Source organism: Kitasatospora sp. NPDC001539, from assembly GCF_040298565.1.
Classification (GTDB): domain Bacteria; phylum Actinomycetota; class Actinomycetes; order Streptomycetales; family Streptomycetaceae; genus Kitasatospora.
This window is the reverse complement of the sequence record NZ_JBEPAK010000161.1, coordinates 1-16,011: the sequence shown is the minus strand read 5'-3', so window position 1 is coordinate 16,011 and position 16,011 is coordinate 1. Positions and strand designations below refer to the sequence as shown.

Sequence of the window (16,011 nt, the reverse complement as noted above, 5' to 3'; positions counted from 1 at the left end):
TGCTTGCGTTGTTTGCGCACGTGTCGCGGGGGATCCTGCGGCGGCGCCCGGCGCCCCGGGGGGGCGCGCCCGCCGCCCCGCTGTCGGGCGCGGCTCGTGGGTCGGGCGACGGCTCGTGGCTCGGGCGCGGCTCGTGGGTCGGGCGACGGCTCGTGGCTCGGGCGAGGGCCCGTGGGTCAGGTGGTGGCCAGGCAGAACTGCACGAGCCCGGCGTCCACGTCGAGCACGATCCGCTCCATCTCCGCCCACGGCGGGTGGAAGGACTTCACGCCCCACTCGACGGTGAAGCCGAGCACCTTGCCCTGGTCGGGGTCGGTGAAGTGGCGGGAGTAGACGTAGTCGTCACTGGTGCCGCTGGTCGGGTACAGGTGGAACCCGCTCAGCGGCGTGTAGGTGATGCCGCGAACGCCGTGGACGCCCTGGCAGAACGCCTCGGCGAGGTGCAGCGCGGTGTCGGCGTCGTCCTTGGGGATGTACTCGGCGTAGTCGTCGCCGGGCAGGCCGCGGGTGCCGTCGTAGTGGGCGTTGCGGAAGTTCATGTCGGGATCGGCCGACTGGTTCTCGTCGTCGCCCCAGTTGTAGAGCATGTCCTGGGAGTAGCTGTGCACGTCGACGAACCAGCGGGTCCGCGGGAACTGGTCGAGCAGCCAGCGGACGTTGCGGGTCTCGGGCTCGGAGAACGGGCCGGGGCCCTCGTAGACCTGCGGGTCGCACGGGTCGGCCGACACCTGCGGGGTGGCGGTCGGCGCGAAGGCGGTGCCGAAGTCGAACAGGAAGTCGTAGTTGCGGTTGATGTCGACGCCGGTGCAGGCCGGGTTCGAACTGCCGCCGGAGTAGGCCGCGTTGCGGTTCTTGCGCCACATCGGGTCGACGGTCTGGCTGTGCAGCCGGCCGTCCGGGTTGACGAGCGGGAAGACCACGAGGTCCAGCCGTTCGAGCAGCCCCCGGACCTGGGCGGCGGTGAAGGAGGTGCCTCCGTAGCCGAGGCCGGTGCCGGCCTCGAAGGCCTCCAGCAGGTCGGCGGCGAGGTGGACGAGGATCTCGCAACTGCCCCACTCACGGGCGTGCACACCGCCGATGATCATCACGCAGCTCTTCGGGATCGGGGCGGCGGCTCCGATCTGCAGGGCGTGGGCGGTGCGGCCCTCGATCGAGGGCTCGGGCAGGGTGATGAGCCGGGACGTACCGGGGTGGGCGGTGGCCAGGCTGGTCACGGCGGACTCCACCTCGGTGATGTTCAGGTACGACATGACGGCCTCCCGCCTCAGCCCGCGAGCTTCGCGGCCAGGCCGTGCGGGACGGCGTCGTCGGCGGCGAACCGGTCACCGGTGCCGACCTCGGCCTGGGCGGCGCGCCCGGCCTCGCTGGCGTGCCCGATGCGGGTGACCGTCACGCCCTCGCGCTCGAGGGTCGCGACCCGGTCCTCCGGGACGTAGACGTCGATGCCGATCCTGCCGTCGGCCTCGACGTGCGGGCGGCCGCCGGTGTCGGGACGGGTGTGGCGCAGCAGGGCGAGCAGCGTGTCCGCGTCGTCGGCGGTGACGCGGAGCTGGATGATGTCGTGCCGCGGTGGCACGGGAGGTTGTGCGGATGGGACGGCGGACATGGTGACTTCTTCCGGGCGCCGCGGGCCGGGCCCGTCCGGCGCCGTACTGACGAGCGGATGAACGGATATGTCCGACGTGTACCTCGTATACCTCAGGATGTGCCGTCGCCGTAGAACGAGTCAAGAAGCGGTTCCGGCACCCCGTTCAGCAAGCTGTCCAGACCGTCCAGCATCTCGCGGTCGTCGTCGAAGTCGGCGAACCTGGGCACCATCGAGCGCAACCGCGGGTACTCGGCGGCGGGCAGCCGGTGCAGGCCCAGGCGGAGCACGGGATCCGGGTCGTCCGGGTTGTCCACCACCTGGCGCTTGTCCACCAGCAGGCTGCCGAGGTTCCAGGCCACGAAGGTGCGGTAGACGGTCAGCGCGCTGGCGTCGTCGAAACCGGCCCGCACGAGCACCGAGAGGATGTGCTCGGTGAGGTCGAGCACCGGGGCGGGGCGGCGGGCCACCGGCACGGCCAGCGGCCGGGTCGCCACCAGCGGCAGGATCTGGGGGTGGGCGTGCGCGACGGCCGCGAACGCCCGGGCGATCCGGCGCAGTTCCCGGCGCCACTCGGGCTCGTGGTCATCGCCACCGGAGCTGATCCGCAGCCGGGTGTTGACCTCGGCGAAGTACGCCTCGACCAGGCCGTCGAGCAGGCCCTCCTTGCCGGGGGTGTAGCGGTACAGCGCCATCGACTCGACCCCGAGTTCGGCCGCCAGCCTGCGCATGGTCAGGGCGCCCAGGCCCTCGCGGTCGACCAGCGCCACGGCGGCGCGGAGCACCAGGGGGCGACTGAGGCGTCCCCGCTTCTCGGGGCTGTCCTGCTCGGCCATGTCCGCGCTCCTCCGGGTCGGTGCCGGCGTCGTCGGCCGCTCCTGGGCCGGTCGGCCGGACGGGGCGGGTTACGCAGCGGATACGAGACCAGGATACAAGGGACGAATGGGTGGCAAACAGGCGTCGGTGGGGGCGCGGGCGGTGACGCAGCGTAGTCGGGGGCGGGGTGGGTGTCGGATGGTGGGAGGCGGGGGTGTTGAAGGGCGGCAGGGGGAGCGGGGCGTTGGTGGGGGCGGCAGTGGGCAGCGGGGCGGTGGTACGGGCGGGGCGGGGTGGGGCGGCGGCGTTGGTTCGGGGGCCGGGGGAGGGGGCTCCGGCGGCCGGGTCTCAGCCGGCGGTCAGCAGCAGCCGCACGGCGAGCCCGCCGACCAGGGCGGCCGAGCCCAGGGCGGTGAACAGGCGGCCGCGCGAACCGGTCAGCGCCCGGCCGAGCAACGTCCCGCCGGCGGCCAGCAGCAGTTGCCAGCCGGCCGAGGCGGCGAAGACGCCGGCGGTGAAGGCCGCCCGGGCCAACGGGCCCGAGGTCGCGCCGGACCGGCCTCCGCCGCCCAGGACCAGGGCGGCGAAGTACAGCACGGTCAGCGGGTTCAGCAGGGTGACCCCGAGCAGGGTCAGGTAGGCCCGCAGCGGTCGCGGAGCCTGCAGCGGCGCCCCGGCCCGGGGCGGTGTGCCGGCCCCGCGTGCTGTCCCGTCCGCCGGCGCCCAGGGCGGAGCCGCCCGGACCGGTGGCGCCCCGTCGGGAGGCGCGCCGGCCCCCCGCGCGGCGGTGGCGCGACGGTGACGCAGGGCGGTGGCGGCGGTACGGACCGCGAGGGCGAGCAGCACCAGGGCCGAGACGAACCGCAGCGGTCCGGCGACCGGCTCGAGCAGCGGCGCGATGCCGGTGCCGCCGACGGCCGCGACCAGCGCGTACAGCCCGTCCGCGGTGGCCACGCCGAGGGCGGCATGGACGCCGGTGCGCAGCGAGGTGCGCGCGGTGAGCGACACCAGATAGGCCCCGACGGCCCCCACCGGCACGGCGACGCCCAGCCCGGCGAGCAGCCCCGCGACCAGCGCGGCGCTCACGTCAGGCCGGGATCGCGCCTCCGCGGGCAGCCGGGCTGCTGTCGGACCGGCGCCGGGACGGCAGCGGTCACGGGCAGCGGGCGGGTCGGAGAGGAGGTCATGGGCCCGATCGTGGCGGTCGCGGCTCAGCGGCCGCAAGTGGTTTACCGGGGCGTCCGGGTAGCGTGGGCGGCACCGGTGACCGCCGTACGGAAGGAAGAGCCGATGATCCGTCAGACCGACCGCGTGCGAGTGCTGTTGGCCGAGGCGTGGGCCTCCTGGGCCGAGCGCGGGTCGGCGCTCGCCGCCGAGGACTGGGAACGCCCCACCAGGCTGCCCGACTGGACCGTGCGGGACCTGTACGCCCACGTGGCGCCGGTGCCGGAGATGTTCACGGGGCTGCGCACGGCGGTGCGGGAGGGCCCGGCCGAGGTGAGCAGCGGGGCCGGCATCCTGCGGGCCTACAACCGGCCGGACGGGATCGCCCACACCGCCGCCGGGCAGGTCGCCGAGACGGCGAAGGCATCGGCGCGGGCGGTCGAACCGGCCGTGCTGATCGCCCGGTTCGGCGTCGAGGGGCCGGCCGCCCTGGCCGGACTCGCGGACCTGCCGCCCGACACCGCGGTGGCGCACCCGCTGCTCGGCAGCGTCACGGTGGGGGCGCTGGGGGAGGTGGCGCTGATGGAGGCGACCGTCCACCTGCTCGACCTGATCGCCGCGGTCGGCGGTCCGCCGCCCGCCCGGGGAGCCCTCGACTTCACCCGCGTCCTGCTGGCCGAGGTCGCCGATCCGGTGGCCTTCATCGAGGCCGCGGCGGGCCGCAGTGCGGCGCCGGTGCTGCCGGTGATCCGCTGACCGCGCGGGCCACCGGCGGGCGGGGCCTCGAGCCGCAGGGCCCGGTGTCCGCCCCGTGGCCGGTCGATCCGCGCTGAGGGGCCGGGAGCGGCTCCCGGCACCCGCCTCGGGGGCCGGGAGCCGCTCCGGTGTTCGGGACCGCTAGCCGAGCGCGAGCGCGCTCAGCCGGTCGGTGGCGCCGTTGAAGAGGTCCTGGTCGCCGGGGAAGGTGCCGGAGTCGGAGTACTGCCAGAAGGTCTGGTAGCTCCAGCCGTTCGGCAGGGTGCCGACGGTGGAGGCGTAGCGGGCTATCCAGAGCGGGTTGGTGGCGCCGAAGCCGCCGTAGTTGCCGGTGCAGGTCGACCACCAGTTGGTGGTGGTGTAGATCGTGGGGTACCGGCCGGTGCGGGAGTGCACGGTGTCGCTGAAGGAGCGGATCCAGCTGACCATGGCGCTCTGGCTGAGGCCGTAGCAGGTCGCGCCGTACGGGTTGTACTCGATGTCCAGGGCGGGCGGCAGGGTCCTGCCGTCGGCGGACCAGCCGCCGCCGTGGTCGACGAAGTAGTTGGCCTGGGCGGAGCCGGAGGTGTTGTTCGGCAGCGCGAAGTGGTAGGCGCCGCGGATCAGGCCGGAGTTGTAGGAGCCGTTGTACTGCTGGGCGAAGTACGGGTTGGTGTAGCTGGTTCCCTCGGTGGCCTTGACGTAGGCGAAGCGGGCGCCGCCCGCGGCCACCGACGGCCAGTTCACGTTGCCCTGGTAGCTGGCGACGTCCAGGCCCGCGGTCTGGGTGACGGCGAGTCGGGCGAGGGGAGCGGCGCCGGAGCGGCCCTCGTGGGCGGCGACGGTGGAGCCGGCGAAGTCGCGGTCGGGGTGGAAGGCCGTACGGCCCTCGACGACAGGGGCAACAGGGGCGGGTCCGGCCGCGTAGGCGGGCGCGGCGACGCCGGCGACCAGGGCGGTCGCGGCGGCGAGCGCGGCCGCGAGCGGCAGCCGGCGGAGCGAGGTGGATCTGGTGGTACCGGTGGGGCGGGCGGAGCGGGAAGAGCGGGGCATGGACACTCCTCTGGTTCCGTGCGGTCAGCCCGGGGCCGGGTGGCCCAACGAGCCCGGTACGACCGGTGGTTGGTCCGGTCCGGGAGCAGGGTAGCCATGTACCCGCCAGCTCCGCCAGGCCTCCACGGCCACATCCTGAACCTGCGTCACATCCGGTGCTGGGTCCCGTGCGCGGTCGGACCCGTGCGGGTGGCCGGCGTTCAGGACGGCCGAAGGACACCGCTCGTAGTGGCAGACGGCGTTCCGTCCGGCGGGCGGCCTCGTGGTCGGACTTCCGCCGCCGTCACCGTAAAGTGCCGACGTTGCGGAAGGAGCCGGCCGTCTGGCGGGTGGCCACGTTGATCCGGTTCCAGGCGTTGACCGAGGCGATCGCCATGACCAGTGCGGCCAGTTGTTCCTCGCTGAAGTGCTCGGCCGCCTGCGTCCAGACGTCATCGGGAACGCCGTCCGGGTTGTCGGCGATACGGGTGGTCGCCTCGGCGAGCGCGAGCGCGGCGCGTTCCTGATCGGTGAAGAACGGGGTGTCCCGCCAGGCCGCCAGGGACCACAGGCGCTCGTGGCTCTCACCCGTGGCCTGCGCCCGGTGCGAGTGCAGGTCCACGCAGAGTCCGCAGCCGTTGATCTGGCTGACCCGGATGCGAATCAGTTCCAGCAGGTCGGAGGGCACACTGCTGCGCTGGAGGTAGTCCTCCACGGTCTTGAGGCCCCGGTAGCCGCCGGTGGCGAGCTGGTAGACGTGGCCCATCCGCGTGTGAGTGACAGTCATTTCCGACCTTTCTGTACGTTGAATGCCCAGGTTTACGCCGCTGCGCGCGCTGTGCGTCAGCCGCTGTGCGCCGCTGCGCGCCGCTGCATCGCCCTGCGGCGGCCGCTGTCAGAGCGAGGCGATCCGGTGGCGGGTGGCCTCCGGAGTGCGGGGGGAGGTGCTCTCGACGCTCGCCATGATGTCGGCGAGCGTCCGCCCGGCGAGCTCCCGCCGCCAGGCGAGTTCGGCGTGGCGCATGGCCTGCGAGACCGCGCACACCGCCCGGTAGTCGACGCCCTCCCTGCCGCCCGGCCCGTGCCGCAGGATGCCCTGGCAGCGGAATGCGTCCTGCGACCCCTCGATCGCGGTGACCACGTCGAGGAGCGTGACGGCGGCCGGGTCGCGTGCCAGGCGGAACCCGCCGCGCGGCCCGGAGCTGGACGTCACGATCCCGGCTCGGGCGAGTGCCTGCAACTGCTTGTTCAGGTACGCCGCGGGCAGCTCGTAGAAGGCGGCGAGCTTGGACACCGGTACGGCGCTCCCGGGCTCCGCCCAGGCCAGGTTCAGGCAGCTGTGCACCGCCCACTCGACGCCTTCGCTCATCTGCATACCTGGATACTACACATCCAGGATATCCCGGCGACCCCGCCCGCGCCGGGCGGCTGGATCCCCTTCCGCGCACCACCGGTGCGCTTCCCGCGGGACGGACAAACGGCGGCGGACGTGGTGGCCGCGGCCGAATCGGATTCGGGTCCGCGGAGGAGCGTCTGCCCCCGCCCTGGATCGGGGTCGAGGGGCTCGCTCTCACCCGCGGGCGGTCGATCGTGACTGGTAAGATCTCGAATCGTGTTCGAGAAGGAGCCGGCCGCATCCAAGCCCCGTCGCTCGCCCGCGGTGCAGCGCCGCGGGGTGGAACGCCGCCGCGCGATCCTGGAGGCCGCCGAGGCGCTGCTCGGCGAGCAGGGGTACGAGGCCGCCACGCTCAAGGCGATCGGTGACCGGGCGGGCATCCCGATCGCGTCCGTCTACCACTACTTCCCGGACCGGCACGAGGTCGACGCCGAGATCATGCGGCAGCATGTGCGCGCGATGGATGCGCTGATCGCCGCCGCGCTGGACAAGGCGGAACCCCGCAACCTGCGCGAGGCCGTCGACGCCGTGATCGACGTACTGTTCGACTACTTCCGCCGCCACCGCAGCTGCGTCGAGCTGTGGTTCGCGAGGGCGCACGGGACGCTGGACGAGATCATCCGGGCCTTCGACGAGTCCCAGGCGGACCTGCTGTGGCACCTCGCCATCGCGCGGAAGCTTCTCCCCCTCGACACCCCCCAGCTCGTCCCGCGGCTCGCCTGGGTCGCCGGCAACCAGCTCTTCGAGGTCGCGTTCCGGACGTCTCCGACCGGTGACGACGCGGTGATCGACGAAGCCCGACGTCTCGTCACCGCCTACCTGTCCACCTACGCCCCGTCGTCGCAGCGGGAGCGCGGCTGACGAGGCGGTGCCGCGGTTGACGAGGTGGTGCCGCGGCGGGTCACGGGGCGTTGCCATGGCGGGTCAGGGGTCGGTGTCGCGGCCGGTCAGGGAGCGGTGGAGTCGGCCGCGGGGGCCGTGGCGGCCCGGAGACGGGCGTTCACCTCACCGACCGCTCGCTCGGCCGAGCGGACCGCGCCCTCGAGGTAGCTGTCGAACTCCGGCGCGGCCTCGGTGCCGGCCCAGTGGATGCGGCCCACCGGCGCGGTGACGGCGTCGGTGTAGCGCGTCATGACGCCCGGTGCACGGGTACCGGTGCAGCCGGCGATCCAGGGCTCGCCGACCCAGCTCTTCTCGAGCATGCGCACGGGCCTCCCGGCCTCCGGGCCGAACAGGGCGACGAGGTCCGCGAGCACCGCCTCCCGTCGCGCCTCGGGCTGGTCGAGCACCGCGTCGGACCAGGCCAGGCCGTTGCCCGCGCCGACTGTGCCGACGAAGGTCAGCAGGACGCCGAGCCGGCCGTCCGGCGGTGAGTTGTCGACGACCAGGTGCGCGACCGGGAGGTCCGTCAGCGCCGAACCGTTGAGGCCGTGCTCGCGCCAGAACGGCTTGTCGTAGACCGCGAAGACCTTGCTCTCGGCGCCGTTGTGCCAGACGCGTTGGAGTGCGCTGCGCCGGGCCGGCAGGCCAGGGGAGAAGGTGATGCGGTCGGCGTCGGCCGGTGACATGGCGACGATCACCCGCCGGCAGCGCACCCGTGCCCGGGCGGAGCTGACCAGAACGCCCTCGCCGTCCTGCCGGATCCCGTGCACGGGTGCGTCCAGGACCACGCGCTCGCCCAGCCGCTCGGCCAGGGCGAGCGACACCTTCTGGGTGCCGCCGACGACCCGCGTCTCCTGGGCGCCGTGCTCGGTGTTGACCATGAACTCCAGGCCCCCGGAGGTCCTGATCTGGTGCAGCGCCTTGAGCAGTGAGACCTGGTGGGGGTCCTCGCAGAAGATCATCGTGAAGCTGAGCGTGAACAGGTGGCGGGACTCATCGACCCGGCAGTTGACGTCCAGCCAACGCCCGAGCGTCATGCCGTCCCAGGCCGGAGCCCGCCGTGCGGTCCACGGGGCGTCGGCCGGCACCGTCCGTGCCATCCGGTCGAGTCGCAGCCGCGCCTGGACGAAGTCCGCCATCGCGAGGGGGCTCACCGGCGGGACCGTGCCCCGGAACGTCCGCCGCCTGCCGTGGCGCAGGTAGACCGTCCGGCCGGCCGTGTGCGTGGGGAACGTCGACAGCCCCAGCTCCGCGAGGAGCGCGAACATGCGGGTGTGACGCTCACCGATCCACTGCCCGCCTCCCTCGGTGAACACCCCGTCGGCGACCTGGAGGTCGAAGGTGCGCCCCCCGACCCGGTCGCCGGCCTCGAGCACGAGCACCGAACGCCCCTGCTGCGCCAGCCGGTACGCGGCGGTCAGGCCGGACAGGCCCGCCCCCACCACGACGACATCGGTGTCCTGCCCGTCGGTTGTGCTGGTCATGGCGTTCGTCGTCCTTCGCTGTCGGTGCGGTGGGGGCGGTGGGGGCGGTGGTCGTGGTGGTCGTGGTGGTTGTGGTGGTCGGGTGGGGCTCGGTGGGCGAGGAGGTAGACGGTGGTCGAGTCGACGTCCTCGCCTTCGCCCTGGTGGAGCCGGCCGTCCGTCGCGGGCGTCGCGCGCGCGTCGGGGGGCGTCAGCGCAGCGGAGCTTCCCAGCGGACCCGCCCACGGTGTCGGTCCTTCAGGAGCTTGCCGCCGGCGTTGTGCGGCAGCGCTTCGGTGACGACCGCGGCGTACTGCGGGACCTTGAAGTCCGCCAGGTGCTCCCGGCAGTGCGTGATCACGGCGACGACGTCGACCTCCCCGTGCGCCGCGAAGAGGACGGCGCCGACCTTCTCGCCCATCACGTCGTCGGGTACGGCGAGGACCGCGGCGTCGGAGACACCGGGAGCGGAGAGCAGCACCGCCTCGACCGCCGACGCGCTCGACGACATGGACCCGGCCGGCGTCGTCGATCCGCACGGGGGCTGAGGCTGGGCCGGGGGGTGGGGTCTGGGTCATGGGTCTCTCCGCTCTGTCGCCGCCGCGATCGCGCGAGCGGCGGAGGGTGGCGCCGTCGGCCTGGGCGGGCGGACGGAGGTGGATTAGAACCAGAATCGGGTTCGAGTTTAACCAGGCGTCACGTGCCGTCAAGCCGTGGGACTGCCGCGTGAAGGACTTCCGGCACGCGACGGCCCGGGGCGGTCTGGTTCGGCTTCCGGCGCGCCCGGTCGGGACACCGGAGCGTTCGGGTGGAGCGGCAGCGGTAAGAGGTCCTCGCCCCAGGCGTCCGGGCGGGGTCGAGAACGGCCGGGTCGGCCGTCGCTTCGACCGGGAACGCCGCGAAGTCCCATGCCTCGTCGGGTCCTTGCTCATCAGCGTGCACATCGTCCGGTGCCGCTGGAGCGAGTCGTCCTCGGCTTCCACGTCCCATGGGGCCGGCTCGCGGCCGAAGGCCCGGCCGCCCAGGTGTTCCGCTGCTCGGCGGAGCGGACCAGCAGGGTGCCCCTCCCGGGGGCCTTCAGGCCCGGGGGGCACGTCGCGGAGTTGCCGGAGCATGCCGGCACCGGGCTCGTCCGTGTGGTCCGTGTGATCGACGGCGCCGATCGCCACCGGGAGCCCGCCTGGTGGCTCTGACGAACGGGGCGTCTCATTGCGGCAAGCCGCCCCGCGCCGTCCCCGGGTTGCGGACCGGACCCCGGCGCCGGCCGGAACGGCTGCCGTACCCGCGGGCGCGTCCGCGCCGAGAGCGCTGTGGCACCATGCCCGGACGTCGACTTTCGAGGAGAGGAACCGCCATGTCCGAGATCGCCACCGGGCCCGCCGGGGAACCCGTCTTCCGTCGGGCGACCCTCGCCGACGTTCCCGCACTGGTCGCGCTGGTCGAGTCCGCCTACCGGGGCGAGGCCAGCAAGGCCGGCTGGACCACCGAGGCGGACCTGCTGGACGGGCAGCGCACCGACCCCCAGAGCGTCACCGAGGCCGTCGAGGACGCGGACGGCGTGGTGCTGGTGGCCGAGCAGGGCGGCGAGCTGGTCGCCTGCTGCCAGCTGGAGCGGCGGGGGGAGAGCGCCTACTTCGGCATGTTCTCGGTGCGGCCCACCCTCCAGGGCGGCGGGATCGGCCGGGTCGTGCTGGCCGAGGCCGAGCGGGTGGCCCGCGAGGAGTGGGGCGTCCGGCTGCTGGAGATGAAGGTGGTCGAGCAGCGCGCGGACCTGATCGCCTGGTACGAGCGCCGCGGCTACCGCCGCACCGGCGTCTACAGCCCCTTCCCGTACGGCGACGAGCGCTTCGGGATCCCGCGGCGGCCGGATCTGCGCTTCGAGCAGCTGATCAAGGAACTCGGGACGGTCTGAGGGCGGCGGCTCGTGCTCCGTGGCCGGGGCGGCGGCCGGGGCGGCACCGTGCGCTCCCCGGCCCGGCAGCGGACCTACGGACCTGAGGTCGCTGCTCCAGCGGGGCAGCGGCCGTCGTCGCTGCCCCGCCGTCCCGGAGGGTGCGGTGCCCGGCCGGGACGCCGGGCCCGTCGTGGGCGCCCTGGCCGGGGCGCAGCCGTACGGCCGGGATCAGCCGGGCCGGCCGTCCGACCGGTCAGTCGGATCAGCTGCCGCCAGCCGTACGACCGGCCAGCCGTACGACCCGCCAGCCGTACGACCGGCGCCGGGTCAGCCGTAGATGCTGTGGCAGAGCCGGGCCTGCTCCGACCCGGCGGGCCAGCGGCCGACGCGTTCCGCCTGGTCGCAGATGGTGCCCGGGCCGAAGGTCGGGACCGCGCCGCCCGTGGGCGGCGGGGCCGGGCGGGCGGACGGGGTGGGGTGCGCGGTGTGGCCGGGCTTCGCGTGCGGGCCGGGTGTGGCGCGCTGGGCCTCGGAGGGCTCCGGCGCGGCGGGCTGGGTCGTCGGCTGGTTCGTGGGCTGAGGCGTCGACTCGCCCATGCCGCCCAGCTGGGTGATCGCCGGGACCGGCGGCGGCAGCGGGGACGGCGCGGGCGTCGCGGGCGGCGGGGACACCGGCAGCAGCTCCGTCGGCGAGGGCGTGGACGGGGAGGCGCCCGGCACGGCCACGACCTGGACGTCGTCGCCCGAGCCCGGTCCGCACATCACCAGTGCGGCGGCCAGCAGCGCGAGCGTCCCGCCCGCCGCCACCGCCCAGACCTTCCGGGAACGGCGCCGCGGCGGTACGGGCGCGGGGGCCACCGGCGTCCCCGGCGGCGGGGGAGCGGGGACCGGAGGGGGCTGCCAAGCGTTCGACGGCCACTGCCACTGCTCTCCGGTGGGCTGCCCAGTCATGTCCTCGTCCTTCCAGCGCGCCCCCCGCCGTACCTTTCCCGTGCTCAACGAGCGGGCCGACGCGGGGACATGACCCGGAAGAGGGGTCTGAAGGGGCGCTGATTGCCGTCGCCCCACATGCTGGGGGGCATGGAGACCAACAGCACGTCCACGCCCCTGGTCGAGGTGGCCGAGTTCCGGACCGACAGCCGCTACCGCCTTGTCCACTTCCAGGGCCACGGCTGGGAGCCACTCGCCCCGGAGGAGTTCGAACCCCGGGTCCACCAGCTCTTCCCTGACCTGGACCCCCGCGACCCGGCCCGGGTGCACTGGGCCGACCGCCCCTGGGAGTGGCCGGCCTGGCACCCCGGCGAAGCCTGAGCGGCTGATCACCGACCCGCCGTTCGATAGGCTTTCCGGGTGAGTGTCGATCACTTCTGGCGCCGCCTGCCGGGGCGGGCCGCGGACACCTGCTCGCCGGAGGAGCTCGGCGAGCTCGTACCCCGCCACCGCGACGGCCGGTACGACCGGCTGGCCGCCGCCGGTCTCGCCCTCGGTGTCCGGCGGACGGCCGTCCTGATGGAACTCGCGCTCACCGAGAACGGCCTCCACCCCGACCCGGCCGCCCGGCTGCCCGTCTACGGCGGGGCGCGCCGGGACCAGGCCGCCGAGGTGCCGGCGCCCATGCCGGTGCTCAGCCCCGACCAGGTCGCGGCCGCCTCCCTGTTCCTGCGCGACTCGGCGCTCGGCGAACTCGTCCGCCAGCAGCACACGGTGCTCGCCCGCACCTGCGCGGAACTCGACTACCCGACGCCCTGGTCCGAGTCCTGGGCCGCCAAGGTCGTCCACGACCTGCGCGAGTTGCGGGACTTCTTCGCGGGCGCGGCGGCGGCCGGCGACGCGGTGGCCGTCCGCGAGGCGCCCTGACGCGCCACGGCGCCCGGTGCCCGCCGCGGCGTACCGCGACGGTGGCGTCCTGCGCGGCGGCGCGGGACAATCGCGCACATGGTCTCGGTAGTGCAGAACGTGGCGATCGACTGTTCCAACGCCTATGAGCTGGCCCTCTTCTGGAGCCGGGTGACCGGCCGTCCGCTGCACCCGGACGACAAGCCGGGTGACCGCGAGGTCCAGGTCCTGCTCGCCGAGGGGCCGGCCCTCTACTTCAACCAGGTGCCCGAGCCCAAGACGGTCAAGAACCGCCTCCACCTGTGCCTGCGCCCCGAGACCTCCCGCGACCAGGAAGTCGACCGCCTCCTCGGCCTCGGCGCCACCCACGTCGCCGACCACCGCAACCCCGACGGATCGGGCTGGTCGGTCCTCGCCGACCCGGAAGGCAACGAATTCTGCGTCCTCCGCAGCAACTCCGACCGCTTTCGCTGCGACTGCCTGACCGCCTTTCACCCGCCCGAGTTCTGTCGACACGCTCGAACACCGCAGCAGCAAGTCCCGGGACCGCCCAGTTCGACGAGCTTCGCCCGCTCAACCGGCTACCCCACTCCGGGCGCCAGTGGGCCGAGCGCGCAGCGGCACGTCCGACGAGTTCGCCTCGACGCGCGCCGCGAACGACCTCGCAAGCGCAACGGCCTCGCCGCCCAGCTGTCCGAAGCGCCGAGCGGCGCGTCCCGGACGCAGGTCCGTCAGGGCGAGACTTCGTACGCGACGGAGTCACACCCGGCCGGCACGACAGGACGAACGCTGCCTGATGCTGCACCGAAGGCCCCCGCGCGGTCGGATGGTCGAGAAGCGGATCCGGATCGCAGCCCTGTGGGCGGGGCACCGGATGCGTAGGAAGTCGGGCCCGCCGACTTCCTGTGCGAGGCCGGATGGTGGGATCTGCTGAGAGTGGGGGTGGTGGTGCGGTCGCGGAGGGGGCGCAGGAAGTCGAGCGGATCGAGGTAGAGGGCGCACACCTCGGTGGCCCGCCGCCAGAAGTCGGGGGTGTCCCGGCGGGTGAGCCAGCCGCGGACGTTGTGCGGCTTCAGGTCCAGGTCGGCCAGGGTCCGGCCGACCTGGAGGCGAAGAGCGGCGCGGAGCAGGTGCCGACCACCCGCCGGGCGATGACCCGGTACGAACAGGTCGACTCCGGATGCGGCGGCGCGTTGGCGGCGGTGACCACGACCGCCACCCGGACCTCGGGCCCGGAGGCCCTCGGTCGACCCGAGCGTTCGGCGTCCTGCAAGCCGCCCGGGCCCAGGGCGGCGAACCGTCCGCGCCACTTGCACACCGTGTTCACGCTGACGTCCAGCTCCCGGGCGATCGCACCGTTGGCGAGCCCGTCCGCCGCCGCGAGTACGCCCCCGGCCCGCAGTACCGCCCGCACCCACCGCTCACGGGACTTGGCCTCCAGCACCACCGCAACCGCCGTCCCCGCCCATCTCCCACCACGCACGGCCAACGCTCATGGCGGACCGCCACCGCACTCGGCAGGATGGGCCCGTGCCGAAGAACCCGCCGGAGTCGATGCAGCACCACCTGCGCCGGCGCCTGAACCGCCACGCCCGCGAACGCTGGCCGCACGTGGCCGCCATCACGATCCGCTTCCGTGCTGGATTCGCCTACGTGGCAGCTGAGTTGCCCGGCGAGGAGAGCCGGCCGCTGTGCCGCCTGCGCTTCACCGGCGAACTGCACACCTGGGGCTTCGCCCTCTATCTGGCCAGCAACGACCGCTACCGGGACAGCGTCCTGCCCAGCGGACTGCCGGGCGGCTCCCCGGAGGAAGCCCTCGACTGCGCAGGCGACCTCTACCTCAACGCTCTCGCGCCGGCCATCCGGGTTCCGGCAGGACTCGTCGTCCTCGTCGGCCCGCCGGCCTCGGGCAAAACCAGCTTCGTTCGGGCGCTGATCGTCCGCGGGCAGATCGACGCGGAAGCCGTGGTGTCCAGCGACGGGATTCGCGCGCAGCTTTTCGGCACCTCACCCGATGAAGCGGAATCCGACGCGGCGGATGCACAGATCTTCGAGGAGCGTGACCGCAGGATCGTCGCCCGCCTCGCCACCGGACACAGCGCAGTCGCCGAGTCAACGAACGTCACGCCGCAGGCCCGCGCCCGACTCATCGCCATCGCCAGACGCTTCAACGCCCCGGTGACCATGCTGCGATTCAACCCGGACGTCACGGACCTCCTCCAGCAGTACACCGAGCGAGGCCGCACCGACCTCACCGCCGAAGGCGTCCGCGCCTACGCCGCCCTCATGACCCGGCACGCCACTGCCGACCAGCTCCGCTCCGAGGGCGCAGCCGCAGTCCACGATGTCCCCGGACGCCGCCAAGCGACCACGCCCGCCGAAGCCGCCGCGCACTTCTCCTTCGCTGACACATTCGACGTGTCCGGACCAGTTTCCGACGCCCCTCCACGAACTTCCGCGGAGCAGTACTAGGCCGTGTCTCATAATTGATCTTGTGGTGGGTCGAGGAGAGATAACGGATGCCGCGTGGGCTCGGATAGAGCCGTTGTTGCCGCAGCGGGACGGGGCCGGGCGTCCATGGCGGGATCATCGCCAGGTGGTCAACGGGGTGCTGTGGCGGCTGCGCACGGGCGCCCCCTGGCGTGATCTGCCCGAGCGGTACGGTCCGTGGCAGACCGTCTACCGGCGCTTCGCCCAGTGGGAGAAGGACGGCACCTGGGCCGCGCTTCTGCGTGAGGTCCAGGTCCGCAACGACGCGGTGGGGTCCGTGGAGTGGACGGTGTCGATCGACTCCACGGTCGCGAGGGCCCACCAGCACGCGGCCGGGGCCCGCAAAAAGGGGGTCAGTCCGAGGACGAATCGGTTGATCCGGCAGCAGTTGCGCGCCGCGAGGCGCTCGGCCGGTCCCGGGGCGGGCTGACCACCAAGATCCACCTGGCGGTCGACGGCCGGGGCCTGCCGCTGTCGATCGTGCTGAGCACGGGCAACACGGCCGACTGCACGATGCTGCCCGCCGTCCTCGACGCGATCCGTGTTCCGCGCACAGGGGCCGGGCGGCCGAGGACCAGACCCGACCGGGTCGTGGCCGACAAGGCGTACTCCTCCCGCAAGATCCGCAGCCTGCTGCGGCGCCGGCGGATCAGGGCGACCATCCCCGAACGCCGGGACCAGATCGCCGGCCGCGCCCGTCGCGCAAGCCGCGGCGGGC

The 16,011-nt window shown here is 73.6% G+C and carries 17 protein-coding genes and 2 pseudogenes; 8 read left to right on the top strand and 11 right to left on the bottom strand.

What is annotated here, in order from left to right:
* Positions 1–176: 176 nt before the first annotated feature.
* The 4 genes from ABT247_RS22935 to ABT247_RS22920 all read right to left on the bottom strand — a co-directional run bounded on the left by ABT247_RS22935 (position 177) and on the right by ABT247_RS22920 (position 3,487).
* Positions 177–1,250: a M14 family metallopeptidase gene (locus tag ABT247_RS22935; protein ID WP_350745019.1), complete on the bottom strand. Its 1,074-nt coding sequence runs from the start codon at positions 1,248–1,250 to the stop codon at positions 177–179.
* A 14-nt stretch (positions 1,251–1,264) separates the two neighbouring features.
* Entirely contained in the window at positions 1,265–1,606 is a 342-nt protein-coding gene (locus ABT247_RS22930) for a hypothetical protein (protein ID WP_350745017.1), read from the bottom strand.
* Positions 1,607–1,698: 92 nt separating this feature from the next.
* Positions 1,699–2,421: a TetR/AcrR family transcriptional regulator gene (locus tag ABT247_RS22925; protein ID WP_350745015.1), complete on the bottom strand. Its 723-nt coding sequence runs from the start codon at positions 2,419–2,421 to the stop codon at positions 1,699–1,701.
* A 328-nt stretch (positions 2,422–2,749) separates the two neighbouring features.
* A complete protein-coding gene (locus ABT247_RS22920; RefSeq protein ID WP_350745013.1) occupies positions 2,750–3,487 on the bottom strand; it encodes a LysE family transporter in 738 nt (245 codons plus the stop codon).
* A gap of 204 nt (positions 3,488–3,691) precedes the next feature.
* Here ABT247_RS22920 and ABT247_RS22915 point away from each other — a divergent pair, with 204 nt between their 5' ends.
* Positions 3,692–4,321 carry a maleylpyruvate isomerase N-terminal domain-containing protein gene (locus ABT247_RS22915; RefSeq protein WP_350745011.1) on the top strand — a complete coding sequence of 210 codons (630 nt, stop codon included), beginning with the start codon at positions 3,692–3,694 and terminating at the stop codon, positions 4,319–4,321.
* Positions 4,322–4,462: 141 nt separating this feature from the next.
* On the opposite strand, the gene ABT247_RS22910 is transcribed toward ABT247_RS22915, so the two are convergent.
* The 3 genes from ABT247_RS22910 to ABT247_RS22900 all read right to left on the bottom strand — a co-directional run bounded on the left by ABT247_RS22910 (position 4,463) and on the right by ABT247_RS22900 (position 6,707).
* A complete protein-coding gene (locus ABT247_RS22910; protein ID WP_350745009.1) occupies positions 4,463–5,353 on the bottom strand; it encodes a lysozyme in 891 nt (296 codons plus the stop codon).
* Between the two features lie 283 nt (positions 5,354–5,636).
* Positions 5,637–6,119: a carboxymuconolactone decarboxylase family protein gene (locus ABT247_RS22905; RefSeq protein WP_350745008.1), complete on the bottom strand. Its 483-nt coding sequence runs from the start codon at positions 6,117–6,119 to the stop codon at positions 5,637–5,639.
* Between the two features lie 108 nt (positions 6,120–6,227).
* Positions 6,228–6,707: an RrF2 family transcriptional regulator gene (locus ABT247_RS22900; RefSeq protein WP_350745006.1), complete on the bottom strand. Its 480-nt coding sequence runs from the start codon at positions 6,705–6,707 to the stop codon at positions 6,228–6,230.
* Between the two features lie 237 nt (positions 6,708–6,944).
* Between ABT247_RS22900 and ABT247_RS22895 the strand changes: the two genes are divergently transcribed.
* Positions 6,945–7,589, top strand: a complete 645-nt coding sequence (locus ABT247_RS22895) for a TetR/AcrR family transcriptional regulator (RefSeq protein ID WP_350745004.1) — start codon at positions 6,945–6,947, stop codon at positions 7,587–7,589.
* A gap of 86 nt (positions 7,590–7,675) precedes the next feature.
* On the opposite strand, the gene ABT247_RS22890 is transcribed toward ABT247_RS22895, so the two are convergent.
* A complete protein-coding gene (locus ABT247_RS22890) occupies positions 7,676–9,094 on the bottom strand; it encodes a flavin monoamine oxidase family protein (RefSeq protein WP_350745002.1) in 1,419 nt (472 codons plus the stop codon).
* Between the two features lie 190 nt (positions 9,095–9,284).
* A complete protein-coding gene (locus tag ABT247_RS22885) occupies positions 9,285–9,584 on the bottom strand; it encodes an AMP-binding enzyme (RefSeq protein ID WP_350745000.1) in 300 nt (99 codons plus the stop codon).
* 843 nt (positions 9,585–10,427) lie between these two features.
* Here ABT247_RS22885 and ABT247_RS22880 point away from each other — a divergent pair.
* Positions 10,428–10,985, top strand: a complete 558-nt coding sequence (locus ABT247_RS22880; RefSeq protein WP_350744998.1) for a GNAT family N-acetyltransferase — start codon at positions 10,428–10,430, stop codon at positions 10,983–10,985.
* Between the two features lie 309 nt (positions 10,986–11,294).
* Here ABT247_RS22880 and ABT247_RS22875 read toward each other — a convergent pair whose 3' ends face one another.
* Complete coding sequence (locus ABT247_RS22875; RefSeq protein ID WP_350744996.1) at positions 11,295–11,918, bottom strand: hypothetical protein; 624 nt, start codon at positions 11,916–11,918, stop codon at positions 11,295–11,297.
* A gap of 129 nt (positions 11,919–12,047) precedes the next feature.
* Between ABT247_RS22875 and ABT247_RS22870 the strand changes: the two genes are divergently transcribed.
* The 3 genes and pseudogenes from ABT247_RS22870 to ABT247_RS22860 form a co-directional block, all read left to right on the top strand.
* Entirely contained in the window at positions 12,048–12,278 is a 231-nt protein-coding gene (locus ABT247_RS22870) for a hypothetical protein (protein WP_350744994.1), read from the top strand.
* 39 nt (positions 12,279–12,317) lie between these two features.
* Positions 12,318–12,824: a hypothetical protein gene (locus ABT247_RS22865; protein ID WP_350744992.1), complete on the top strand. Its 507-nt coding sequence runs from the start codon at positions 12,318–12,320 to the stop codon at positions 12,822–12,824.
* A gap of 78 nt (positions 12,825–12,902) precedes the next feature.
* Positions 12,903–13,268, top strand: a pseudogene (locus tag ABT247_RS22860) (VOC family protein); the annotation flags it as partial.
* Between the two features lie 607 nt (positions 13,269–13,875).
* On the opposite strand, the gene ABT247_RS22855 reads toward ABT247_RS22860, so the two are convergent.
* Positions 13,876–14,286, bottom strand: coding sequence for a helix-turn-helix domain-containing protein (locus ABT247_RS22855; protein ID WP_502892485.1), 411 nt, complete (start codon positions 14,284–14,286; stop codon positions 13,876–13,878).
* Between the two features lie 47 nt (positions 14,287–14,333).
* Between ABT247_RS22855 and ABT247_RS22850 the strand changes: the two genes are divergently transcribed.
* Both ABT247_RS22850 and ABT247_RS22845 read left to right on the top strand, forming a co-directional pair.
* Entirely contained in the window at positions 14,334–15,275 is a 942-nt protein-coding gene (locus tag ABT247_RS22850; RefSeq protein ID WP_350744990.1) for an AAA family ATPase, read from the top strand.
* Between the two features lie 22 nt (positions 15,276–15,297).
* Positions 15,298–16,011: pseudogene (locus tag ABT247_RS22845) on the top strand (IS5 family transposase); the annotation flags it as partial.